The organism is Pseudomonas sp. DD1, from assembly GCF_044510355.1.
GTDB classification, from domain to species: domain Bacteria; phylum Pseudomonadota; class Gammaproteobacteria; order Pseudomonadales; family Pseudomonadaceae; genus Aquipseudomonas; species Aquipseudomonas shahriarae.
In genome coordinates this window covers 171,600-189,580 of sequence record NZ_MSAJ01000040.1, presented here as the reverse complement: position 1 = coordinate 189,580, position 17,981 = coordinate 171,600, and the positions used below count along the sequence as shown (strand labels likewise).

Sequence of the window (17,981 nt, the reverse complement as noted above, 5' to 3'; positions counted from 1 at the left end):
TGGACCCGATGTGTTCCTGGTGCTGGGGTTTTGCCCCGGTGGCCAAGGCCCTGGTTGAGCAGGCCCAGGCGGCTGGCGTGGAGTTGCACCTGGTGGTGGGCGGCTTGCGTACCGGCAGTGGTGCGGCGCTGGAACCGACTACTCGGCGCTATATCCTGGAGCACTGGCAGGCGGTGACCGAGGCCACGGGCCAGCCGTTCCGCCTGGAGGGCGCCTTGCCTGAAGGGTTTGTGTATGACACCGAGCCGGCCTGCCGGGCCCTGGTCACTGCGCGTGGCCTGGCGCCGGATTGCGCCTGGACCTTGCTCGGGCTGATCCAGCAGGCCTTTTATGTCGAGGGTCGCGATGTGACCCGCGCCAGTGTGCTGGTGGAGCTGGCCGAGACCGCCGGGGTGCCGCGTATCGAGTTTGCCGAAGCCTTTGACCGCGCCGAACAACATGCCGCCACGGCCGCCGACTTCACTTGGGTCCAGGACCTGGGCATCGCCGGTTTCCCGACCTTGCTGGCCGAACGCAATGGCCAGTTGGCATTGTTGACCAATGGCTACCAGCCGCTGTCCGAGCTGTCGCCGCTGCTCGGTCGCTGGCTGGAGCGAGCTGCCTGTGCATGATCAGCCAACACCACGGGTTGATCGGCTGACCTGGGCAGAAATCCGTCGCCTGGCCCTGCGCCATAAAAAAGCCCTGTGGATTGCCAACGGTGTCGCCGTACTGGCGACCCTGTGCAGCGTACCGATTCCCTTGCTCCTGCCGTTGCTGGTGGACGAAGTGCTGCTGGGCAATGGCGATGCTGCGTTGCAGGTGATGAACCACGCGTTGCCGACGGCCTGGCAGCAGGCTGCCGGGTATATCGGCCTGATGCTGCTGATCACCCTGGTATTGCGCTGCGCGGCGTTGGTGTTCAACGTGGTCCAGGCCCGCCTGTTTGCGGGGCTGGCCAAGGACATTGTCTACCGCATCCGCGTGCGTCTGATCGAGCGGCTCAAGCGTATTTCCCTGAGTGAATACGAAAGCCTGGGCGGTGGCACCGTGACCACACACCTGGTCACCGACCTGGACACGGTGGACAAGTTTGTCGGGGAAACCTTGAGCCGGTTCCTGGTGGCCACCCTGACCCTGGTCGGCACCTCCGGGATCCTGATGTGGATGCACTGGAAGCTGGCCCTGTTGATCCTGTTGTTCAACCCCCTGGTGATCTACGCCACGGTGCAGTTGGGCAAGCGGGTCAAGCACCTGAAAAAGCTCGAAAACGACAGCACCTCGCGGTTTACCCAGGCCCTGACAGAAACCCTGGATGCCATCCAGGAAGTGCGCGCCGGCAATCGCCAGGGGTTTTTCCTCGGGCGCCTGGGGCAGCGTGCCCAAGAAGTGCGCGACTTTGCCATCAACTCCCAGTGGAAAAGCGACGCCTCCAGCCGCGCCAGTGGCCTGCTGTTCCAGTTCGGCATTGATATCTTCCGCGCGGCGGCGATGCTCACGGTGCTGTTTTCCGACTTGTCCATCGGCCAGATGCTCGCGGTGTTCAGCTACCTGTGGTTCATGATCGGCCCGGTGGAGCAACTGCTGAACCTGCAATACGCCTACTACGCAGCCGGTGGCGCGCTGACGCGGATCAACGAACTGTTGGCCCGCGCCGACGAACCGCAATACGCAGGGGGCGAAGATCCGTTTACCGGGCGCGAAACCGTGGGTATCGAGGTGCAGGGCCTGGACTTTGGCTATGGCGAAGACCTGGTGCTCAACCAGTTGAACCTGGTCATCGCCCCCGGCGAGAAGGTGGCGATTGTCGGCGCCAGTGGCGGCGGTAAAAGTACCCTGGTGCAATTACTGCTGGGGCTCTACACCCCGCAGGCGGGCACGATCCGCTTCGGCGGCGCGACCCAGCAGGCGATTGGCCTGGAAACCATCCGCGAGCATGTCGCGGTGGTGCTGCAGCATCCGGCACTGTTCAACGACACGGTGCGCGCCAACCTGACCATGGGCCGCGAGCGCAGTGATCAAGCCTGCTGGCAGGCCCTTGAAATTGCCCAGTTGGATGCTACGGTCAAGGGGTTACCCCAGGGCCTGGACAGTATTGTCGGGCGCTCGGGCGTACGTTTGTCCGGCGGCCAGCGCCAACGCCTGGCGATTGCCCGGATGGTGCTGGCCGAGCCGAAAGTGGTGATCCTCGACGAAGCCACCTCGGCCCTGGATGCGGCCACCGAATACAACCTGCACCAGGCACTGGCGCGGTTTCTCAGTGGGCGTACTACACTGATCGTTGCTCACCGTTTGTCGGCGGTGAAGCAGGCTGATAGGGTATTGGTGTTTGACGGTGGGCATATAGCCGAAGACGGCGACCACCAGCAGCTGATAGCCGACGGCGGTTTGTACGCCAAGCTTTACGGACACTTGCAACAAGTTCGCTGAAACGATCCCGGTACCGATCCTGGAGGGATCGTGTTTGGCCTCGGCTGTGCTGTCAGGAGCAGTTTTTACTCGCCTGTGCTGATGCAAGGGATCTCATGAAGCAGAAGCGAACTCTCGGAACACCCCGGTTGCTGGGCATTGTCTGGCCTTTTATTGCGGTTGTACTGTTCCAGGCATTACTGGGCTGCGTCAGCCTCTATATGCTCTCGGCCGTGCGCGGTTATGTGGCGGGCGAAAGCCTGTGGTCCAAGGGCCAGAAAGATGCCATCTATTACCTGACCCTGTACGCCGATAACCGCGACCAGAAGACCTTTCTCAAATACCAGAACGCGATTGCCGTGCCCCAGGGCGGGCACGAGCTGCGCATCGCCCTGGACCGCCCCAACCCTGACCTGGCGGCCGCGCGCCGAGGGATCCTCAAGGGCGGCAACCATCCGGATGACGTGTCGAGCGTGATCTGGCTGTACCTTAATTTCCGCCATTTCAGTTACCTGGAAAAAGCCATCGAGCTGTGGACCGTGGGCGATGGCTACCTGGTGCAACTCGACGACCTGGCGCAGGAAATGCACCGGGACATCCTTGCCAACCAAGCCACCAGCGCCGACATCCATGCCTGGAAAGAACGCATCATCGCCATCAACGATAGCGTGACGCCGGCGGCCAAGGCTTTCAGCGATGCCCTGGGTGAAGGTTCAAGGATGATTCTGCGCCTGCTGCTGATTACTAACCTGGCCACCGCCCTCGGCCTGATTGCCCTGGCCTTGTTGCGCACCCGCAAGCTATTGGCCCAGCGCCATGCGTTTGCCGATGCCTTGCAAGTGGAGAAGGAGCGGGCGCAGATCACCCTGGAGTCCATCGGCGACGGAGTGATTACCACCGATGTCGACGGGGCTATCGCCTATATGAACCCGGCGGCGGAGTCCCTGACCCACTGGAAGGCTGCCCAGGCCCAGGGCCTGCCCCTGGCGGCGTTGTTCAATCTGCTGGATGAAAACGCCCAGGCCGAAGGGTTTGCCCTGATCGAGCATATTCTTGGCGGTCAACTCACCGGCGGCAGCGAACACTCCAAGCTGATCCAGCGTCTGGATGGCAGCACGGTCTCCGTGACCCTGGTAGGTGCCCCGATCCGCAGTGCCGGAAAGGTCAGCGGGGCAGTGTTGGTGTTGCACGACATGACCCAGGAGCGCCAATACATTGCCAACCTGTCTTGGCAGGCGACCCATGATGCCTTGACCGGGCTGGCCAACCGCCGTGAATTTGAATTCCGCCTGGAGCAAGTGTTGCATGGCATCGGGCGCCAGCAGTCGGGGCATGCCTTGATGTTCCTCGACCTGGACCAGTTCAAGCTGGTCAACGACACCTGTGGTCACGCGGCGGGCGATGAGTTGTTGCGGCATATCTGCGCGCTGCTGCAATCGGACCTGCGCGAAGGCGATACGCTGGCTCGCCTCGGGGGCGATGAGTTTGGCATTCTGCTCGAGAACTGCCCGCCACTGGTGGCCGAGAAAATCGCCGAAAGTCTGCGTCGCACCGTGCAAAACCTGCACTTTGTCTGGAAAGGCCGGCCGTTTGTCACCACGGTCAGTATCGGCCTGGTCCATATCTCGCACATCCCGACCACCCTGGAAACTTCTTTGCGCGCTGCGGATATGGCCTGCTACATGGCCAAGGAAAAGGGGCGTAACCGGGTGCAGGTCTATCACGCCGATGACTCCGAGTTGTCCTTGCGCTTTGGCGAGATGGCCTGGATCCAGCGCCTGCACATGGCTTTGGAGGAGAACCGCTTCTGCCTGTATGCCCAGGAAATCGCGGCCTTGGGCCATACCGAGGCGGGTGCCGGGCATATCGAGATCCTGTTGCGCCTGCACGACGAAGCGGGGCGGATCATTTTGCCCGACAGCTTTATCCCGGCTGCCGAGCGTTATGGGTTGATGACTTCGCTGGACCGCTGGGTGGTGGAGAACGTATTCAAGCTGATTGCCCGTTGCATGATCGAGCGACCGGGCAGGCCCATGGCGATGTGTGCGATCAACCTGTCGGGCATCACCATCGGCGATGACGACTTCCTGAGCTTCCTGCGGGAGAAATTCAACGCCTATGGCATTCCGCCGAGCATGATCTGTTTTGAAATCACCGAAACCAGCGCCATTTCCAACCTTGGCAGTGCGATTCGTTTTATCAATGAGCTCAAGGCCTTAGGCTGTTTCTTCTCCCTGGACGACTTTTGCGCCGGAATGTCCTCATTCGCCTACCTCAAACATTTACCTGTAGACTTCCTGAAGATCGATGGAAGTTTCGTAAAGGATATGCTGGACGACCCGATTAACCGCGCCATGGTCGAAGTGATCAACCACATCGGCCATGTCATGGGTAAACGCACTATTGCCGAGTTTGTCGAAACGCCGCACATCGAGCAGGCATTGCTTGAGATCGGCGTGGACTACGCTCAGGGCTACCTGATTGAGCGCCCGCAATTGTTTACCTTCGATAGTTTGCAGTGTCGACCTGCGCGCCCGCAGCCTCTGTTATTCCGGGCGCCCGGCACGTTCCGCTGAAACATCTGCTGGTCTGTACACATCACACATCAAAAGGAGCCCGACAGTGATCGACACATTCAGCAGAACCGGCCCGCTTATGGAAGCCTCAAGTTACCCCGCCTGGGCTCAGCAATTGATCCAGGACTGTAGCGAGAGCAAGCGCCGAGTTGTCGAACACGAACTGTACCAGCGCATGCGCGATAACAAGCTCAGTGCCAAGACCATGCGCCAATACCTGATTGGTGGCTGGCCAGTGGTGGAACAGTTCGCGTTGTACATGGCACAAAACCTGACCAAGACCAAGTTTGCCCGTCATCCTGGCGAGGATATGGCGCGACGTTGGTTGATGCGCAATATTCGCGTGGAACTGAACCATGCCGACTATTGGATGCATTGGGCACGCGCCCATGGCGTGGGCCTGGAAGAACTGCAAGCGCAGAACGTGCCGCCCGAGTTGCACGCACTGAGTCATTGGTGCTGGCACACCAGTTCGGCCGATTCGTTGATTGTTGCGATTGCCGCTACCAACTACGCCATTGAGGGGGCCACTGGGGAGTGGTCTGCGCTGGTGTGTTCGACGGGCGTGTATGCCGCAGCGTTCCCCGAAGAAGATCGCAAGCGCGCCATGAAGTGGCTGAAGATGCATGCCCAGTACGACGACGCCCACCCGTGGGAAGCGCTGGAAATCATCTGCACCCTGGCGGGGATGAACCCGAGCAAGGCGTTGCAAGTGGAGTTGCGCCAGGCCGTGTGCAAGAGCTACGACTACATGTACCTGTTCCTGGAGCGTTGCATGCAGTTGGAGAAAACCCCGGTGATCCGCGAACGCCAGGTACTGGCGGCCAGCGAAGCCTGACCCCGGCAGGGCGGGGTAGGGGTTACCCCGCCATTGCCAGGCGGTTGCGGCCTTCGCGCTTGGCCACGTACAAGGCGCTGTCGGCCCGGCGCAGCAAGCTTTCGGCCGACTCGCCTACCAGCAAGGTCGCGCAACCCAGGCTCACCGTCAATTCGATACGCGTGGCGTCCGCCCAGTAGTCCTGGGCCTGTGCTGCCTGGCGCAAGCGTTCGCCGACCATGGTGGCGGCATCGCGGCTGGTGTTGGAAAGCAGGATCAGGAACTCGTCCCCGCCAAACCGAAACACCATATCCACATTGCGCAACTGGCTTTTGATCGAGGCTGCGACGGCCTTGAGCACTTTGTCGCCGGTGGCGTGGCCGTGGCTGTCGTTGATGCGCTTGAAGTGATCGATGTCGAGCATCAGCAAGGACAGCGGATGCAGATGCCGCTTGGCCATCTCGATCTCCCGGCCCAGGGTCTGGTCCATGGCGACGCGGTTGCCGGTCTCGGTCAATGGATCGCGCAGGGCGTTGCGGGTCGCGGCGCGATACAGCAAGGCATTGCGCATGGGGTACAGCAGGCTGGCCAGCAGTGATTCCAGGTTGCCCTGTTCCTCTTCGCTGAAGCGTTGGTTGCGGCGAAACACCAATTCCCCCAGGTGCTCGCCCTGATGGCTGAGGCTGTAACTCACGGAGTGATGACCGCGCTGGCCATATTCCAGACGCAGGTCGCTGGTTTCATGGCGGTATTGCAGGGCGTCCAGGGGGACCAGGCGCTGCACTTCGCGAAAAAACAGGCCGAGGATCCTCTCTGCTTCCAGGCTGGTCTGCAATTGCAGATTCAGTTGCTGGCGCAGTTGCGCAAGGCTGATGGGTCGGCGGGCGACGATGGAAGGCTGGCCAAAGCCCAGGCGTTGCAATTTGGCACTGTCGAAGTCAATTGCGTTGGTCTGGGTCGGTGTTTTCATAAACGGGCAGGCCTCTAAGCACAGAATGCTGTCTTACAGGCTCGATGGGAGCGGTTACTGGCGGGCGCCTTACTGTTCCTTCAGTTCCGTAAAACTTGGGTAACAGTCTAGTCCGCTTTGCCGGGGGTTATAACCCCTGATCCCATGCCGCACGTCTTGATGTCGCGCTGCCTGCTTAAGCAAATTGGAGCGAAAAGCGTGCCATTTAGTGCAATTAGTTTTTTGTGCTTATAAAACAAGGGGATGGGGTTTATTGAGGAAAAGGCGTGGTGGAAATTTGGCGCAGGCCCATTTTGGCGGGTGGGCTTGCTTGCGATGGCGGTAGGTGTCACACAACTTTTTTCTGGGTATGTGTACATATCCGTTGCTGCGGTCACGGCCACTTAGGGTTCCGCCCTTACGGCGGCTCACTTTGGAAGAGCGCCAAAGTAAGCAAAGCGCTCTTGCCCCACCACTCGGTGCCTCGCCTAGGCTCGGCATGCCCGCAGTCAGGCATTGCTCCGTGGGCCCGCCGCGATCGGCCATCCATGGCCGTGTCGCGGCTACCCCGGCATCCATGCCGGGGTACCCACTGCGCAATACCTGCCTGCGGCCATCGTGGTTTAACGGGGCGCCTCAGATCAAGATCAAAAGCCAGATCAAAAGCAGAGCAACAGCAATGCCAAAGCGCGAAGCTGCATTCCCCTGTGGGAGCTGGCTTGCCTGCGATGACGGTTCATCAGCCAATACATTTATCGACTGATACACCGCCATCGCAGGCAAGCCAGCTCCCACAGATATATGCGCACGCCTCGATGATCAGGTCGGCTCTAAGGCCGCCTCGCTTTGCTTTTGATCTGAGGCGCCCCGTTAAACCACGCTGGCCGTCATCCGATATTGATTTGGGGGGTAACCCGGCAGGACGCCGGGTTAGCCGCGCTGGGCCATGGATGGCCCATCGCGGCGGCCCCCCAAATCAATGTCGGATGACGGGCACACCGAGCCTAGGCGAGGTGCCGAGTGGTGGGGCAAGAGCCTTTTTGGTTACTTTTGGGGCTCTTTTCCAAAAGTGACCCGCTGTAAGAGCGGAACCAATAGCCGCCATGACCGCAGCAACGGATATGTACACAACCCCAGAAAAGAGTTGTGTAGATCCCTGTACCTATGGCCATCGCGGGCAAGCCCACTCCCACACAAGCCCCACAATGGCGTAGTGTCATGTCCGAAGATTATTGCGCGTCGAACGCCTGCCCATTGATCCCCGAGCTGTCCGGGCCCATCAGGTACAGGTACACCGGCATGATCTCTTCCGGCAGCGGGTTGTTGGTCGGGTTTTCCCCTGGGTAAGCCTGGGCACGCATGCTGGTCCGGGTAGCGCCGGGGTTGATGCTGTTGGCGCGCACTGCCGCCACGGTGTCGAGTTCATCGGCCAGGGTCTGCATCAGGCCTTCGGTGGCGAACTTCGACACGCCATAGGCGCCCCAGTAGGCCCGGCCCTTGCGCCCGACGCTGCTGGAGGTGAACACCACCGAAGCATCCTGGGACAGCTTGAGCAGGGGCAGCAGGGTGGCGGTCAGCATAAACATGGCGTTGACGTTGATATGCATGACGCGCATGAAGTTCTCGCCCGACAGCTGTTCGATCGGCGTGCGCGGACCAATGATCGAGGCGTTGTGCAGCAGCCCGTCGAGATGGCCGAATTCTTTTTCGATCATCGCCGCCAGCTCGTCGTATTGATGGGGCAGGGCGGTTTCCAGGTTGAACGGGATCACCACCGGCTGCGGGTGGCCGGCGGCTTCGATTTCATCGTAGACCTGGGCCAGGTTGGCCTCGGTCTTGCCCAGCAACAGCACGGTGGCACCGTGGGCGGCGTAGGTCTTGGCCGCCGCTGCACCAATCCCGCGGCCGGCGCCGGTGACCAGGATGACCCGGTCCTTGAGCAATTCTGGGCGTGCGGAGTAATCAAACATAATCGACCTCAACAAAAATTCAGTCTGAATGTGGGGCGGGCTCGCTCGCGATAGCGCAGTGTCAGTCAATAAAGCGGCAGCTGATTCACCGCTATCGCTGGCAAGCCAGCTCCCACATTGATCTCAGTGTTTCAGTGTCAGCAGCTGCAGAGTGCACTATCGAGCACCTTGCGCAGCTCCAGCGGGTGATCGACCACAACGTCGGCGCCCCAGTTGCGGGCGTTGTCGTCGGGGTGGATATAACCATAGGTGACGGCGGCGGTACGGGTCCCGGCGTCGCGGCCCGATTCGATATCCCGCAGGTCGTCACCCACGAACAGCACGCTGGCCGGGTCCAGGTCGAGCATCTTGCAGGCCAGGATCAGCGGCTCCGGGTCGGGTTTGCTGTTCTTTACGTGGTCCGGGCAGATCAGCAGCGCCGAGCGCTGGGCCAGGCCCAGTTGCTCCATGATCGGCTCGGCAAAGCGCAATGGCTTGTTGGTTACCACGCCCCAGATCAGCTTGGAGCGCTCGATGTCTTCCAGCAGTTCGGCCATGCCATCAAACAGCTTGCTATGGATCGCGCAGCCCTTGACGTAGCGTTCGAGGAACTCCAGGCGCAGCTCTTCAAAGCCTGGAGACTCCGGGTCCATGGAAAATGTCACGGCGACCATGGCCCGGGCGCCGCCGGAAATTTCATCGCGGATATGCTGGTCGTTGATCGGTGCAAGCCCGCGCTCGGCGCGCATGGCCTGGCAGATGGCGATAAAGTCCGGCGCGGTATCGAGCAGCGTACCGTCCATGTCGAAAAGAACCGCTTTCAACTTCACAGGCTTATTCCTCTCGCAGGGTCTGGATCATGTAGTTGACGTCGACGTCGCTGGCCAGCTTGTAGTGCTTGGTCAGGGGGTTGTAGGTCAGGCCGATGATGTCCTTGACGGTCAGCCCGGCCTGACGGCTCCAGGCGCCCAGCTCGGAAGGACGGATAAACTTTTTGAAGTCATGGGTGCCGCGCGGCAGCAGCTTCATGATGTATTCGGCGCCGATGATCGCGAACAGGTAGGCCTTCGGGTTGCGGTTGATGGTGGAGAAGAACACCTGGCCGCCGGGCTTGACCATACGGAAGCAGGCACGGATCACCGACGATGGGTCGGGCACGTGCTCCAGCATCTCCAGGCAGGTCACCACGTCGAACTGCTCGGGCATTTCTTCGGCCAGGGCTTCGGCGGTGATCTGCCGGTATTCGACGCTCACGCCCGACTCCAGTTGATGCAGTTGGGCCACGGCCAGGGGCGCTTCGCCCATGTCGATACCCATCACCGTGGCACCGCGCTGGGCCATGGCTTCGCTGAGAATGCCGCCACCGCAGCCCACGTCGAGGACTTTCTTGCCGGCCAGGTTGACCCGCTCGTCGATCCAGTTGACCCGCAGCGGGTTGATGTCGTGCAGGGGCTTGAACTCGCTTTCGCGGTCCCACCAGCGATGGGCCAGGGCTTCGAATTTGGCGATTTCGGCGTGGTCGACGTTACTCATGGGTAGTCCTCTAAATCCGATAAAACGTTTTGCCTGGCCAGGAATTTCGATCCGGGGCCGGCGTTATTCGTGGTGTCCGCTGATGCGCCGGCCCCAGGCAATGGCCGTGGCGCTCAGCTGTTGTTCATCCATGCGCGTCAGTTGCCGGTCGTCGAGCAGTTGCTTGCCGCCGACCCAAAGGTGTTTCACACAATCGCGCCCAGTGGCATATATAAGCTGTGACACCGGATCGTAGATCGGTTGCTGGGCCAGGCCCGAGAGGTCGAAGGCCACGATATCTGCAGCCTTGCCCACTTCCAGCGAGCCGATTTCCGTTTCCAGGCCCATGGCCCGTGCGCCGTTGAGGGTGGCCATGCGCAGCGCGCGATGGGCATCCAGGGCGCTGGCCGAGCCGGCGACGGCCTTGGCCAGTAGCGCGGCGGTGCGGGTTTCGCCCAGCAGGTCGAGGTCATTGTTGCTTGCCGCGCCGTCGGTGCCTACTGCCACATTGACGCCGGCCTGCCACAGGCGTTCCACCGGGCAGAAGCCACTGGCCAGTTTCAGGTTGGATTCCGGGCAATGGATCACACTGCTGTTGCTTTCTACCAGCAACGCCAGGTCTTCTTCGCTGATTTGGGTCATATGAACGGCCTGCAAGCGCGGGCCGAGCAAGCCCAGGCGTGCAAGGCGGGCCAGGGGCCGCTCGCCGTACTGTTCGACGGACTGCTGCACTTCACCGGCGGTTTCGTGGACGTGCATATGAATCGCGGCGTCCAGTTCCTCGGCGATGACCCGGACTTTTTCCAGGTTTGCATCGCTGACGGTGTAGGGCGCATGGGGGCCAAAGGCGATTTTGATCCGCGGGTGATGCTTGAGGTCGCCAAACAACTCCACGCCCTGGCGGATTGCCTCGTCGGCAGTGGCCGCGCCGGGGATCGGGAAGTCGAGGATCGGAATCGCAATCTGCGCACGCATGCCGCTGTTATGCACGCGCTCGCTGGCGACCTTGGGGAAGAAGTACATGTCCGAGAAGCAACTGATGCCGCCTTTGATTTGCTCGGCAATTGCCAGGTCGGTGCCGTCGCGCACGAAGGCCTCGTCGACCCACTTGGCTTCGGCCGGCCAGATATGCTGTTGCAGCCAGGTCATCAGCGGCAGGTCGTCGGCCAGGCCGCGAAACAGGCTCATGGCCGCGTGGCCGTGGGCATTCACCAGGCCCGGGCTGAGTAGCACCCCCGGCAGCTCGCGCACTTCATGGGCCGCCAGCTTCAGCGCCTGGTCGCGCGGGCCGATAAACGCGATGCGCCCATCGCGAATGCCCAGGCCATGTGCCTTGAGCACCACGCCCGCAGGTTCGACCGGTACCAGCCAGCTTGGCAGCAGCAATAAGTCGAGCGGGGCGGCGGGTGGTGTCATAGCGAGCATCGTCCGGGGCGGTTATATAAAGAGGGCGAAGTATACCCGAGCGCCCTGGCGGGCGGATCGCTATAATCGGCGGCTTTTGTTGATGAGTACGGGGTGATGGATGCGCGATCGACTGTTGGCAGCAGAGAAAGTGAAGGCCATAGAGTGGCGTGATGGCGCACTGCACCTGCTCGATCAGCGTGCGCTGCCATCCCGGGAAAGCTGGGTGACATGCGCGACGGTCGACGAGGTGGCTGCAGCCATTCGCGCGATGGTGGTGCGTGGCGCGCCGGCGATCGGCATCAGTGCCGCCTACGGCCTGGTGCTCGCCGCCCGCGAGCGCATCGCCGAGGGCGGTGACTGGCAGGCGTCGTGGGAAGAAGACTACGCGCTGCTGGCCGACTCCCGGCCCACCGCGTCGAACCTGTTCTGGGCTCTCAAGCGCATGCGCGACCGCCTCGACCGCCTCAAGAACCACGCCGACCCATTGGCGGTGCTGGAGGCCGAAGCCATCGCGATCCATGAAAGTGACCGCGAAGCCAACCTGACCATGGCGCAACTGGGCGTCGAGTTGATCCGCAAGCACCAGGGCAATGCCCAGGCCATCCTGACCCATGGCAACGCGGGGGCATTGGCCACCGGCGGTGTTGGTACTGCGCTCGGGGTAATCCGTGCGGCGTTTCTGGAAGGCATGGTCGAGCAGGTCTATGCCAACGAAACCCGCCCCTGGCTGCAAGGCTCGCGGCTGACCGCCTGGGAATTGGCGGGCGAGGGTATCCCGGTCACGGTGAATGCCGACTCGGCCGGTGCGCATATCCTCAAGACCAAGGGCGTGACCTGGGTGATTGTCGGCGCCGACTGCATCGCGGCCAATGGCGACGTGATCAGCAAGATCGGCACCTACCAGTTGGCGGTGTGTGCCATGCACCACGGCGTGCGCTTTATGGTGGTGGCATCCAGCTCTACCCTGGACTTGATGATGGCTACTGGCGATGACGTCGCCCTCGAAGAGCGGGATGCCGGCGAGTTGCTGGAAGTCGCCGGGCAGCGCTTTGCCGCCGATGTAGCGGCTTTTAACCCGGTATTTGACGTGACCCCGGCCGACTTGATTGACGTGATCGTGACTGAAAAAGGTATCGTCGAGCGCCCGGATACGGCCAAATTGGCAAAGTTGATGTGCCGCAAGCGTCTGCATTGAGGCGGTCAGTAGTACAAGTGTAAGGCCGTCTGGGCGAGGGGTTCTCGCAGGATGGTGATCAATGTCACGGCATTTCTGAGTGTGGGCGTCAGCGTCCGCGAGCATGACGATGTGGCCGTGGCCCATGATCACCTTCGGGGCACCTATTCATGTCTACCGTTACATCTGCTTCCATGCCTGACCCGCTCATTGACGACCGTGAGTTGATGGGCGTCCTTCCAGTGCCCAGCCGGGCCTGGCATTTGCAACAGTTGCAAGCCGAGAGTGCATTCTGCGAACGCCTGGTGCGGCACCAGCCGTCGTTGGCGCGCATCAGTGGCGAAGCGTTCCAACAGGCGCTTGATCGCCAATTTCCCGAGCTGGAAATCGACCCTGATACGGTGTGGCTGCTGGAGGAGCTGCCATCCGGTGTCACGCCGCGTTCAATGACCCAGGCGATGCAGGAGGCCCTGGTGTCAGGCGCGACCCCGCTCGACTCATCCATAAACGGTTTTTCTGCGATCAACCCTGCAACGGGCCACCAGAGCCTGCTCGATATTGATCCTGAAACGTTCGTCGAGGTGCTCAATCAGCATCTTCAGGGGCTGTTCGAGCATTTCCGCCAGCACCTGGACCGGTTCTGGTACAACCCTGTTCGCCAAGGCAATGAGTTGACCTCGCGTGACACCTGGCTGCGTTATCGCCAGGGTGAACTGGCGGCAGAAGCGGCGTTACGCAGGGCCGATAACCTGGCGGATCCGACGGTTGGGCTCACGGCCGATGGCTGGGCCCTGGCGCGCAGCCTGCTTGCCGAGCAGTCCCAACCCGCGAGCGACCCGCCCAAGGTGGCAATGTTTCGCCTGGTGCTCAGAGGCGCGGGCCAGGATATCAATCTGTCGGCTGCGTTTGTGTTGGCGTGGCGGGGAGGGCTGACCAAAAGTCGGCCGGTGCTGCTTTATACCCCGCAGCGCGGCCTAGAGGAGTTTGCCTGCGACTCTGCGATATTGGCCGCTCTCAGCTTGCGGCAGGCAGTCGCGGGGGAGCGCGATGAAATCCTCGTAAACGTTGCGCAGCCTGAGCGCGAGCAAGTGCTTGCCTTGCGCCGGGAGCGGCGCGCGTATTGGGGGCTGGTGGGGATGCTCCCGGATGCCCGGGGTTCTCTGCTGGGGCAGGTCCTGGACGAGCAACTGGCCCAGCAACGGGTCAATGCGCGCGCCGCTTTTTTGCCCGTCCGGTCGGGGATTGATACCCGGGTTGCGCAGGTGCTGGCGCTGCCCACAGGCTTGCCGGGGGACCTGCTCCAGCGCCCGCTTCGCCCTGATACGTTGCCGGTGGTGCCCTCTGCTGGCATTGCCGTGGGCGACCAGCAACAGAACCTGATACGGCAGATAAACAAGCTAAACCGTTTGACGGGGCAATTGCTTGCGGGCGCGCCCGGGTTTGATGGGTTTTTCCAACAGCAGTTGAAAACACTGTTCCCCAGCTTCAGCGGGAAGATCAGCCCCCTGCAGATCTATTTCACCCGTTCTCGACCCGATGGGCAGCCATATGCGTCCCAGACGCTGGAATCGCTGCTCGATACGCTATGGGAGGGCGGTGGTACTGACGACTATGCGGACGGCGCGTTTTACGTAGAACCCAATACCCTGGATGAAGGTTACAGGCTGCAGCAGGTCGGCACACCGAGCAGCCTGGTGATGACGCTGAAACAACAATTTGCCGGGCTGCTGGGCGAATTTTGGAGTACGGCTCAGCGCGACCAGGGCGCGCCCGTCGATTTGCTGACGCGGGTGCGCAAGCAAATACTGGCGACCGAATCGGCCTTGCGCACGATGGATGGCACTTTGACCTCGTCCCATCGGCAACTGATCGACGAGGTATTGAAATACCCCACTGCTGTCGCCCGCGAGCTGGCGTTTCCCCTCGCGCAACGCCCCCGAATCTACAGTCTGACCTTGACCGGCGGGGAGCGATTTGCCACGGCGTTTATGCTTAGCCCGGACAGTGTCAGCCCGCCCGGCGGGCCGCTGGTGTTGTGGACGATTGCCCAGGGATTTGAGGCGTTTTCGAGCCTGGGCAGCCTTAATGCCGAGGTGGGGCGGCGCCTTGACGAGGGTGCACCTGAAGGTCTCCTGTTGGCCGGTGGCCTGCCAGCCGATGTGCGTGGCCAGCAAACCGGCCGTTGGACGGGGCGGCTTGCACTCGTCCCGGAGGTAATAGAAGGCGATTTTGTCGCCCACGGGGTTGAAGCCTTGCTGAGCAAACAGCAGCGAGATCTGCGCCTGGTGCTTGAGGCTGATAATCGCCTGCGCCCTGGAACGGTGGACAGAGTCATTGACCTGGCGCCCCAGTTGGATACGGCGCCAGCTTTTGTAGTGCGTAACCAGTTGTTGGAAGAACAGGCGGCGCCGGGTTGGCAAAAGGCGTTGGCGGCAACGGATCGGGAGCGCTTGCAGGAGGCGGCGCTGGTCGCGCAGGAAAAAAACCAGGCTCTGGCAGCGTTGCTTGAGGGCCTTGAGTCGTTGCACGGATATGCCAGGCAGAAGCTCAGAGGCAGGCTGCGAGATTTTTTGGAGGCGCGTAGTTTGCCCGGTTCTGCAGTGGAGCAGATCGATCCGGACAAGATCATCGTCGTGCGCACCGAGGCTGTTCGGGTTACCTATGTATCCCAGCCGGGCGTGACGCCGCCTGTTGAAAGCGTGTACGTCGAACGTATGGGCTTGACTGAGCTGACCCTCAAGAACCTCAAACCGTGGGAAGGGAGCATCGCCTGGACGTCGAGGGTCAATATCGAGGCGTCCCTGACGTATGCCGACGGGCGACGCGTGTTCGACGTGAGTGGCGAGGCGCTTAAGCTGTCGCGCGAGACGATTGAGCGCTGGGTAAAAGAAATCGATGCCGGTCATCATTATTGCGAGGATGTTCTAAAGAAAACATTCGCGCCGCCTGCCACCTCGGCGGCGGCCGAGCGGCTGGCACAGGCATGGATGGCGGGCCAGGCTGCCACGTTGGAGTATGCAGCCCAGTCGGCACGGCTCAATCCAGCCATCTATAAAACGGTATTAACGGCTGACCCTGCGAAAAAACGTGCGCAGCAATGGGTGGAGGCGGTGCTGGCGGCATGGGCACCCGCTGCTCGGCCTCGGGTGGAGGGGCGGGCGGTCGTGGCAAATATCCTGATGTTGGGGGTGCCTGATGCCGAGCCTGAGCGCGGGGGGAGCCAGTGGGTGCAGGGGTTGGTCGTGATCTCGACCGCAGAAGATGCCGAGCGGGTGCTTTATGCACCCAATGCGCCCGACGGCCTGGACTTGCGGGAGTTGGCCGGAGATAGCGAGCTGATAGCATTGCTCGGCAGGCCGCAGTGGCGGGCCTATCTTCTGGAGCGACTGTGCGTAAAGTCCCAGCAAGTGATTGAAAGCCTGGTCTCGTCGGGTTTGAAATATCAGCTTTTCGTTGAGGGCCTGGCGACTTTTTTCCTCAGTGGCGTGAAGCCACTGGAGCGTCTGCCGCCCTTGAATGTGCAGTTGGTGCCTTGTCGATCGTCCCTGCTGCAAGCCCTGTACTACTTGCAGGTTTTTCGCTTGGTAGAGCTTGCGCAGCGCGGTGCCAATACGAATGCGCAAGTCAGTCGTCAATCGACCTTCAATAAGTTGATGTTTGGGGTAGAGGTGGCAGGGATGCTGCTGGATATGCTGCCCTGGGGGCTTCATTGGGGCTCTTCGATCCCGCGGCTCTGGAGCCGGTTGGCGCACTCTGCGGTGGGTAATTTTCGGGCGCGCGGTCAGGCTATTCCGGGGCTGGTCCTGCGTGATGGGCCTGGTGGATGGCGTCTGAGTATGGATGCTGTAATTGAGGGGGGCGAGGTGCTCGGTGTCAGGCCCCTGGCGATCCGCAGTGCGTTTTTCAGCCCGCCGGTAGTGCCTGCGCGGTCCCTTCTACAGGCGTCTCGCCCGCCAACGCCAGCCTCGCTCATCCCCGAGGCGTGGAAGGCCAGTGCCGTGCCTCGCGACGAAGCGGTCGTGTTGCTCCGAGGTTTGGAACCTAATGCCAAGGGTATTTACCGCACCCAGGCGGGTGAGTATTTGATTCGCCCGGTGGATAGGCAGGGCAATGCAGTGGTATTGCGCATAAAAAGCGATTTCAAGCTCTACGGCGAAGGCGGTTTGACCGTACAGGTCATTGATGCCCAGCGGCGCACCGAGGTGGGTTTTCTGCGCTCCGGCAGGTCTGGGCACTGGCACTCGATCGGGGTCAGGGGCGCGGGGAAATCCGGCTCGAAACTCTCGATGGAATTGCCTGTGGAGGAGTATCTGACAACAGATCAATACAGATTCAACAGCCACGGTTTCCACGGGTTACCTGCTTCAACGGTCGATTACTATGACGCCTGGTTTGTTCGGGATCGTCGGCGATTCTTCGAGACGGTGCAGATACCTCCTCGGCCCGAGGCGCTTTCTCTGGGGGCATCGGCCACGGTGGATGATCTGATTCGCGGGTGGCCGGAATCGGTGCAAGGTTTGGTGCTGGGGGAAAACCATGCGGAAAAAGCCAGTGTCACGTTTCTGACCGATAAGATGCAGGCGCTTTATGATCGCGGCTTTCGCACGCTGTACATCGAGGGTAGCCATGCCACCGGGTCGCCCATGCTATTGGTTTCGCCCGGTTCGGTGAGTGCGCGCAGCGTGGTGTCAAGGAGGGCCCAGGCCTGTGGCCTGAGGGTCCGTGGGCTGGATGATGACTATTTGACGCTGCGCAGGGATCGCTACACCGGCAGGCCTTCGATTGATATGTCGAGCCGGATTGAAGACATGAATTACTTCGCTGTTCGTCAGATTCAGGCTTATCACCCAGAAGACGGCGGCCGATGGATCGCGTGGGTTGGAGCAGCCCACATGAATACCACCGACGGCGTGCCGGGAATTGCCGAGCTTACCGGGGGGATTGGCGTGCGCATCAGCGACGCCAGGGCCGGGCAGCCCACGGTTCTCAGGGCGCCGGGCAGGCGCGGATGGTTTTCAGGGGCGGCTGCGCCGGATGTGGGAATTGAGTTGGATGTCACCCATTCTCCTGCGCGTCGGCCTGAAGGGCCTGACAATTTATAGGCCTATTGGCGTTTGCGCGGCGAAATACAGCCAATTGCGGGCTCAATTGCGAGGCCGTTAGGTCTCTGAGCGCCTCTCGGCTCCATTCAGCCTGTCACTGGTCAACT

11 protein-coding genes are annotated in these 17,981 nt (G+C 61.4%); 6 read left to right on the top strand and 5 right to left on the bottom strand.

The features are described from left to right. The first annotated feature begins 8 nt into the window (after positions 1–8). The 4 genes from PSFL_RS27785 (at position 9) to PSFL_RS27770 (ending at position 5,802) form a co-directional block, all read left to right on the top strand. On the top strand, positions 9–611 hold the full coding sequence (locus tag PSFL_RS27785; protein WP_169961215.1) for a DsbA family protein: 603 nt from the start codon (positions 9–11) through the stop codon (positions 609–611). Beyond that, positions 604–2,409 carry an ABC transporter ATP-binding protein gene (locus PSFL_RS27780; RefSeq protein WP_115127822.1) on the top strand — a complete coding sequence of 602 codons (1,806 nt, stop codon included), beginning with the start codon at positions 604–606 and terminating at the stop codon, positions 2,407–2,409. The genes PSFL_RS27785 and PSFL_RS27780 overlap by 8 nt, the downstream gene beginning before the upstream one ends. Before the next feature lie 95 nt (positions 2,410–2,504). Continuing rightward, complete coding sequence (locus tag PSFL_RS27775) at positions 2,505–4,964, top strand: EAL domain-containing protein (protein ID WP_289142346.1); 2,460 nt, start codon at positions 2,505–2,507, stop codon at positions 4,962–4,964. Between the two features lie 79 nt (positions 4,965–5,043). Continuing rightward, positions 5,044–5,802: a TenA family transcriptional regulator gene (locus tag PSFL_RS27770; RefSeq protein WP_178112851.1), complete on the top strand. Its 759-nt coding sequence runs from the start codon at positions 5,044–5,046 to the stop codon at positions 5,800–5,802. A 22-nt stretch (positions 5,803–5,824) separates the two neighbouring features. Here the strand turns inward: PSFL_RS27770 and PSFL_RS27765 are convergent, their stop codons facing one another. The 5 genes from PSFL_RS27765 to PSFL_RS27745 all read right to left on the bottom strand — a co-directional run bounded on the left by PSFL_RS27765 (position 5,825) and on the right by PSFL_RS27745 (position 11,607). After that, positions 5,825–6,751 carry a GGDEF domain-containing protein gene (locus PSFL_RS27765; RefSeq protein ID WP_397470693.1) on the bottom strand — a complete coding sequence of 309 codons (927 nt, stop codon included), beginning with the start codon at positions 6,749–6,751 and terminating at the stop codon, positions 5,825–5,827. A gap of 1,208 nt (positions 6,752–7,959) precedes the next feature. After that, entirely contained in the window at positions 7,960–8,700 is a 741-nt protein-coding gene (locus PSFL_RS27760) for a YciK family oxidoreductase (RefSeq protein ID WP_169961298.1), read from the bottom strand. Positions 8,701–8,837: 137 nt separating this feature from the next. Continuing rightward, positions 8,838–9,509: an N-acetylmuramic acid 6-phosphate phosphatase MupP gene (mupP, locus tag PSFL_RS27755; protein ID WP_169961297.1), complete on the bottom strand. Its 672-nt coding sequence runs from the start codon at positions 9,507–9,509 to the stop codon at positions 8,838–8,840. Between the two features lie 4 nt (positions 9,510–9,513). After that, on the bottom strand, positions 9,514–10,212 hold the full coding sequence (ubiG, locus tag PSFL_RS27750; RefSeq protein ID WP_003172645.1) for a bifunctional 2-polyprenyl-6-hydroxyphenol methylase/3-demethylubiquinol 3-O-methyltransferase UbiG: 699 nt from the start codon (positions 10,210–10,212) through the stop codon (positions 9,514–9,516). A 63-nt stretch (positions 10,213–10,275) separates the two neighbouring features. After that, positions 10,276–11,607: a TRZ/ATZ family hydrolase gene (locus PSFL_RS27745; protein ID WP_057958895.1), complete on the bottom strand. Its 1,332-nt coding sequence runs from the start codon at positions 11,605–11,607 to the stop codon at positions 10,276–10,278. 109 nt (positions 11,608–11,716) lie between these two features. On the opposite strand from PSFL_RS27745, the gene mtnA reads away from it, so the two are divergent. Both mtnA and PSFL_RS27735 read left to right on the top strand, forming a co-directional pair. Further along, positions 11,717–12,793 (top strand): S-methyl-5-thioribose-1-phosphate isomerase, encoded by a 1,077-nt coding sequence (mtnA, locus tag PSFL_RS27740; protein WP_057439224.1) that lies wholly within the window; start codon positions 11,717–11,719, stop codon positions 12,791–12,793. 149 nt (positions 12,794–12,942) lie between these two features. After that, positions 12,943–17,874, top strand: coding sequence for a membrane-targeted effector domain-containing toxin (locus PSFL_RS27735; RefSeq protein WP_397470692.1), 4,932 nt, complete (start codon positions 12,943–12,945; stop codon positions 17,872–17,874). Positions 17,875–17,981 lie beyond the last annotated feature (107 nt).

Coding starts and splice junctions, on each gene's coding strand:
- PSFL_RS27785 (WP_169961215.1), top strand. CDS start 9: ATGTGTTCCTGGTGCTGGGGTTTTGCCCCGGTGGCCAAGGCCCTGGTT.
- PSFL_RS27775 (WP_289142346.1), top strand. CDS start 2,505: ATGAAGCAGAAGCGAACTCTCGGAACACCCCGGTTGCTGGGCATTGTC.
- PSFL_RS27770 (WP_178112851.1), top strand. CDS start 5,044: ATGGAAGCCTCAAGTTACCCCGCCTGGGCTCAGCAATTGATCCAGGAC.
- PSFL_RS27765 (WP_397470693.1), bottom strand. CDS start 6,751: ATGAAAACACCGACCCAGACCAACGCAATTGACTTCGACAGTGCCAAA.
- PSFL_RS27760 (WP_169961298.1), bottom strand. CDS start 8,700: ATGTTTGATTACTCCGCACGCCCAGAATTGCTCAAGGACCGGGTCATC.
- ubiG (WP_003172645.1), bottom strand. CDS start 10,212: ATGAGTAACGTCGACCACGCCGAAATCGCCAAATTCGAAGCCCTGGCC.
- PSFL_RS27745 (WP_057958895.1), bottom strand. CDS start 11,607: ATGACACCACCCGCCGCCCCGCTCGACTTATTGCTGCTGCCAAGCTGG.
- mtnA (WP_057439224.1), top strand. CDS start 11,717: ATGCGCGATCGACTGTTGGCAGCAGAGAAAGTGAAGGCCATAGAGTGG.
- PSFL_RS27735 (WP_397470692.1), top strand. CDS start 12,943: ATGTCTACCGTTACATCTGCTTCCATGCCTGACCCGCTCATTGACGAC.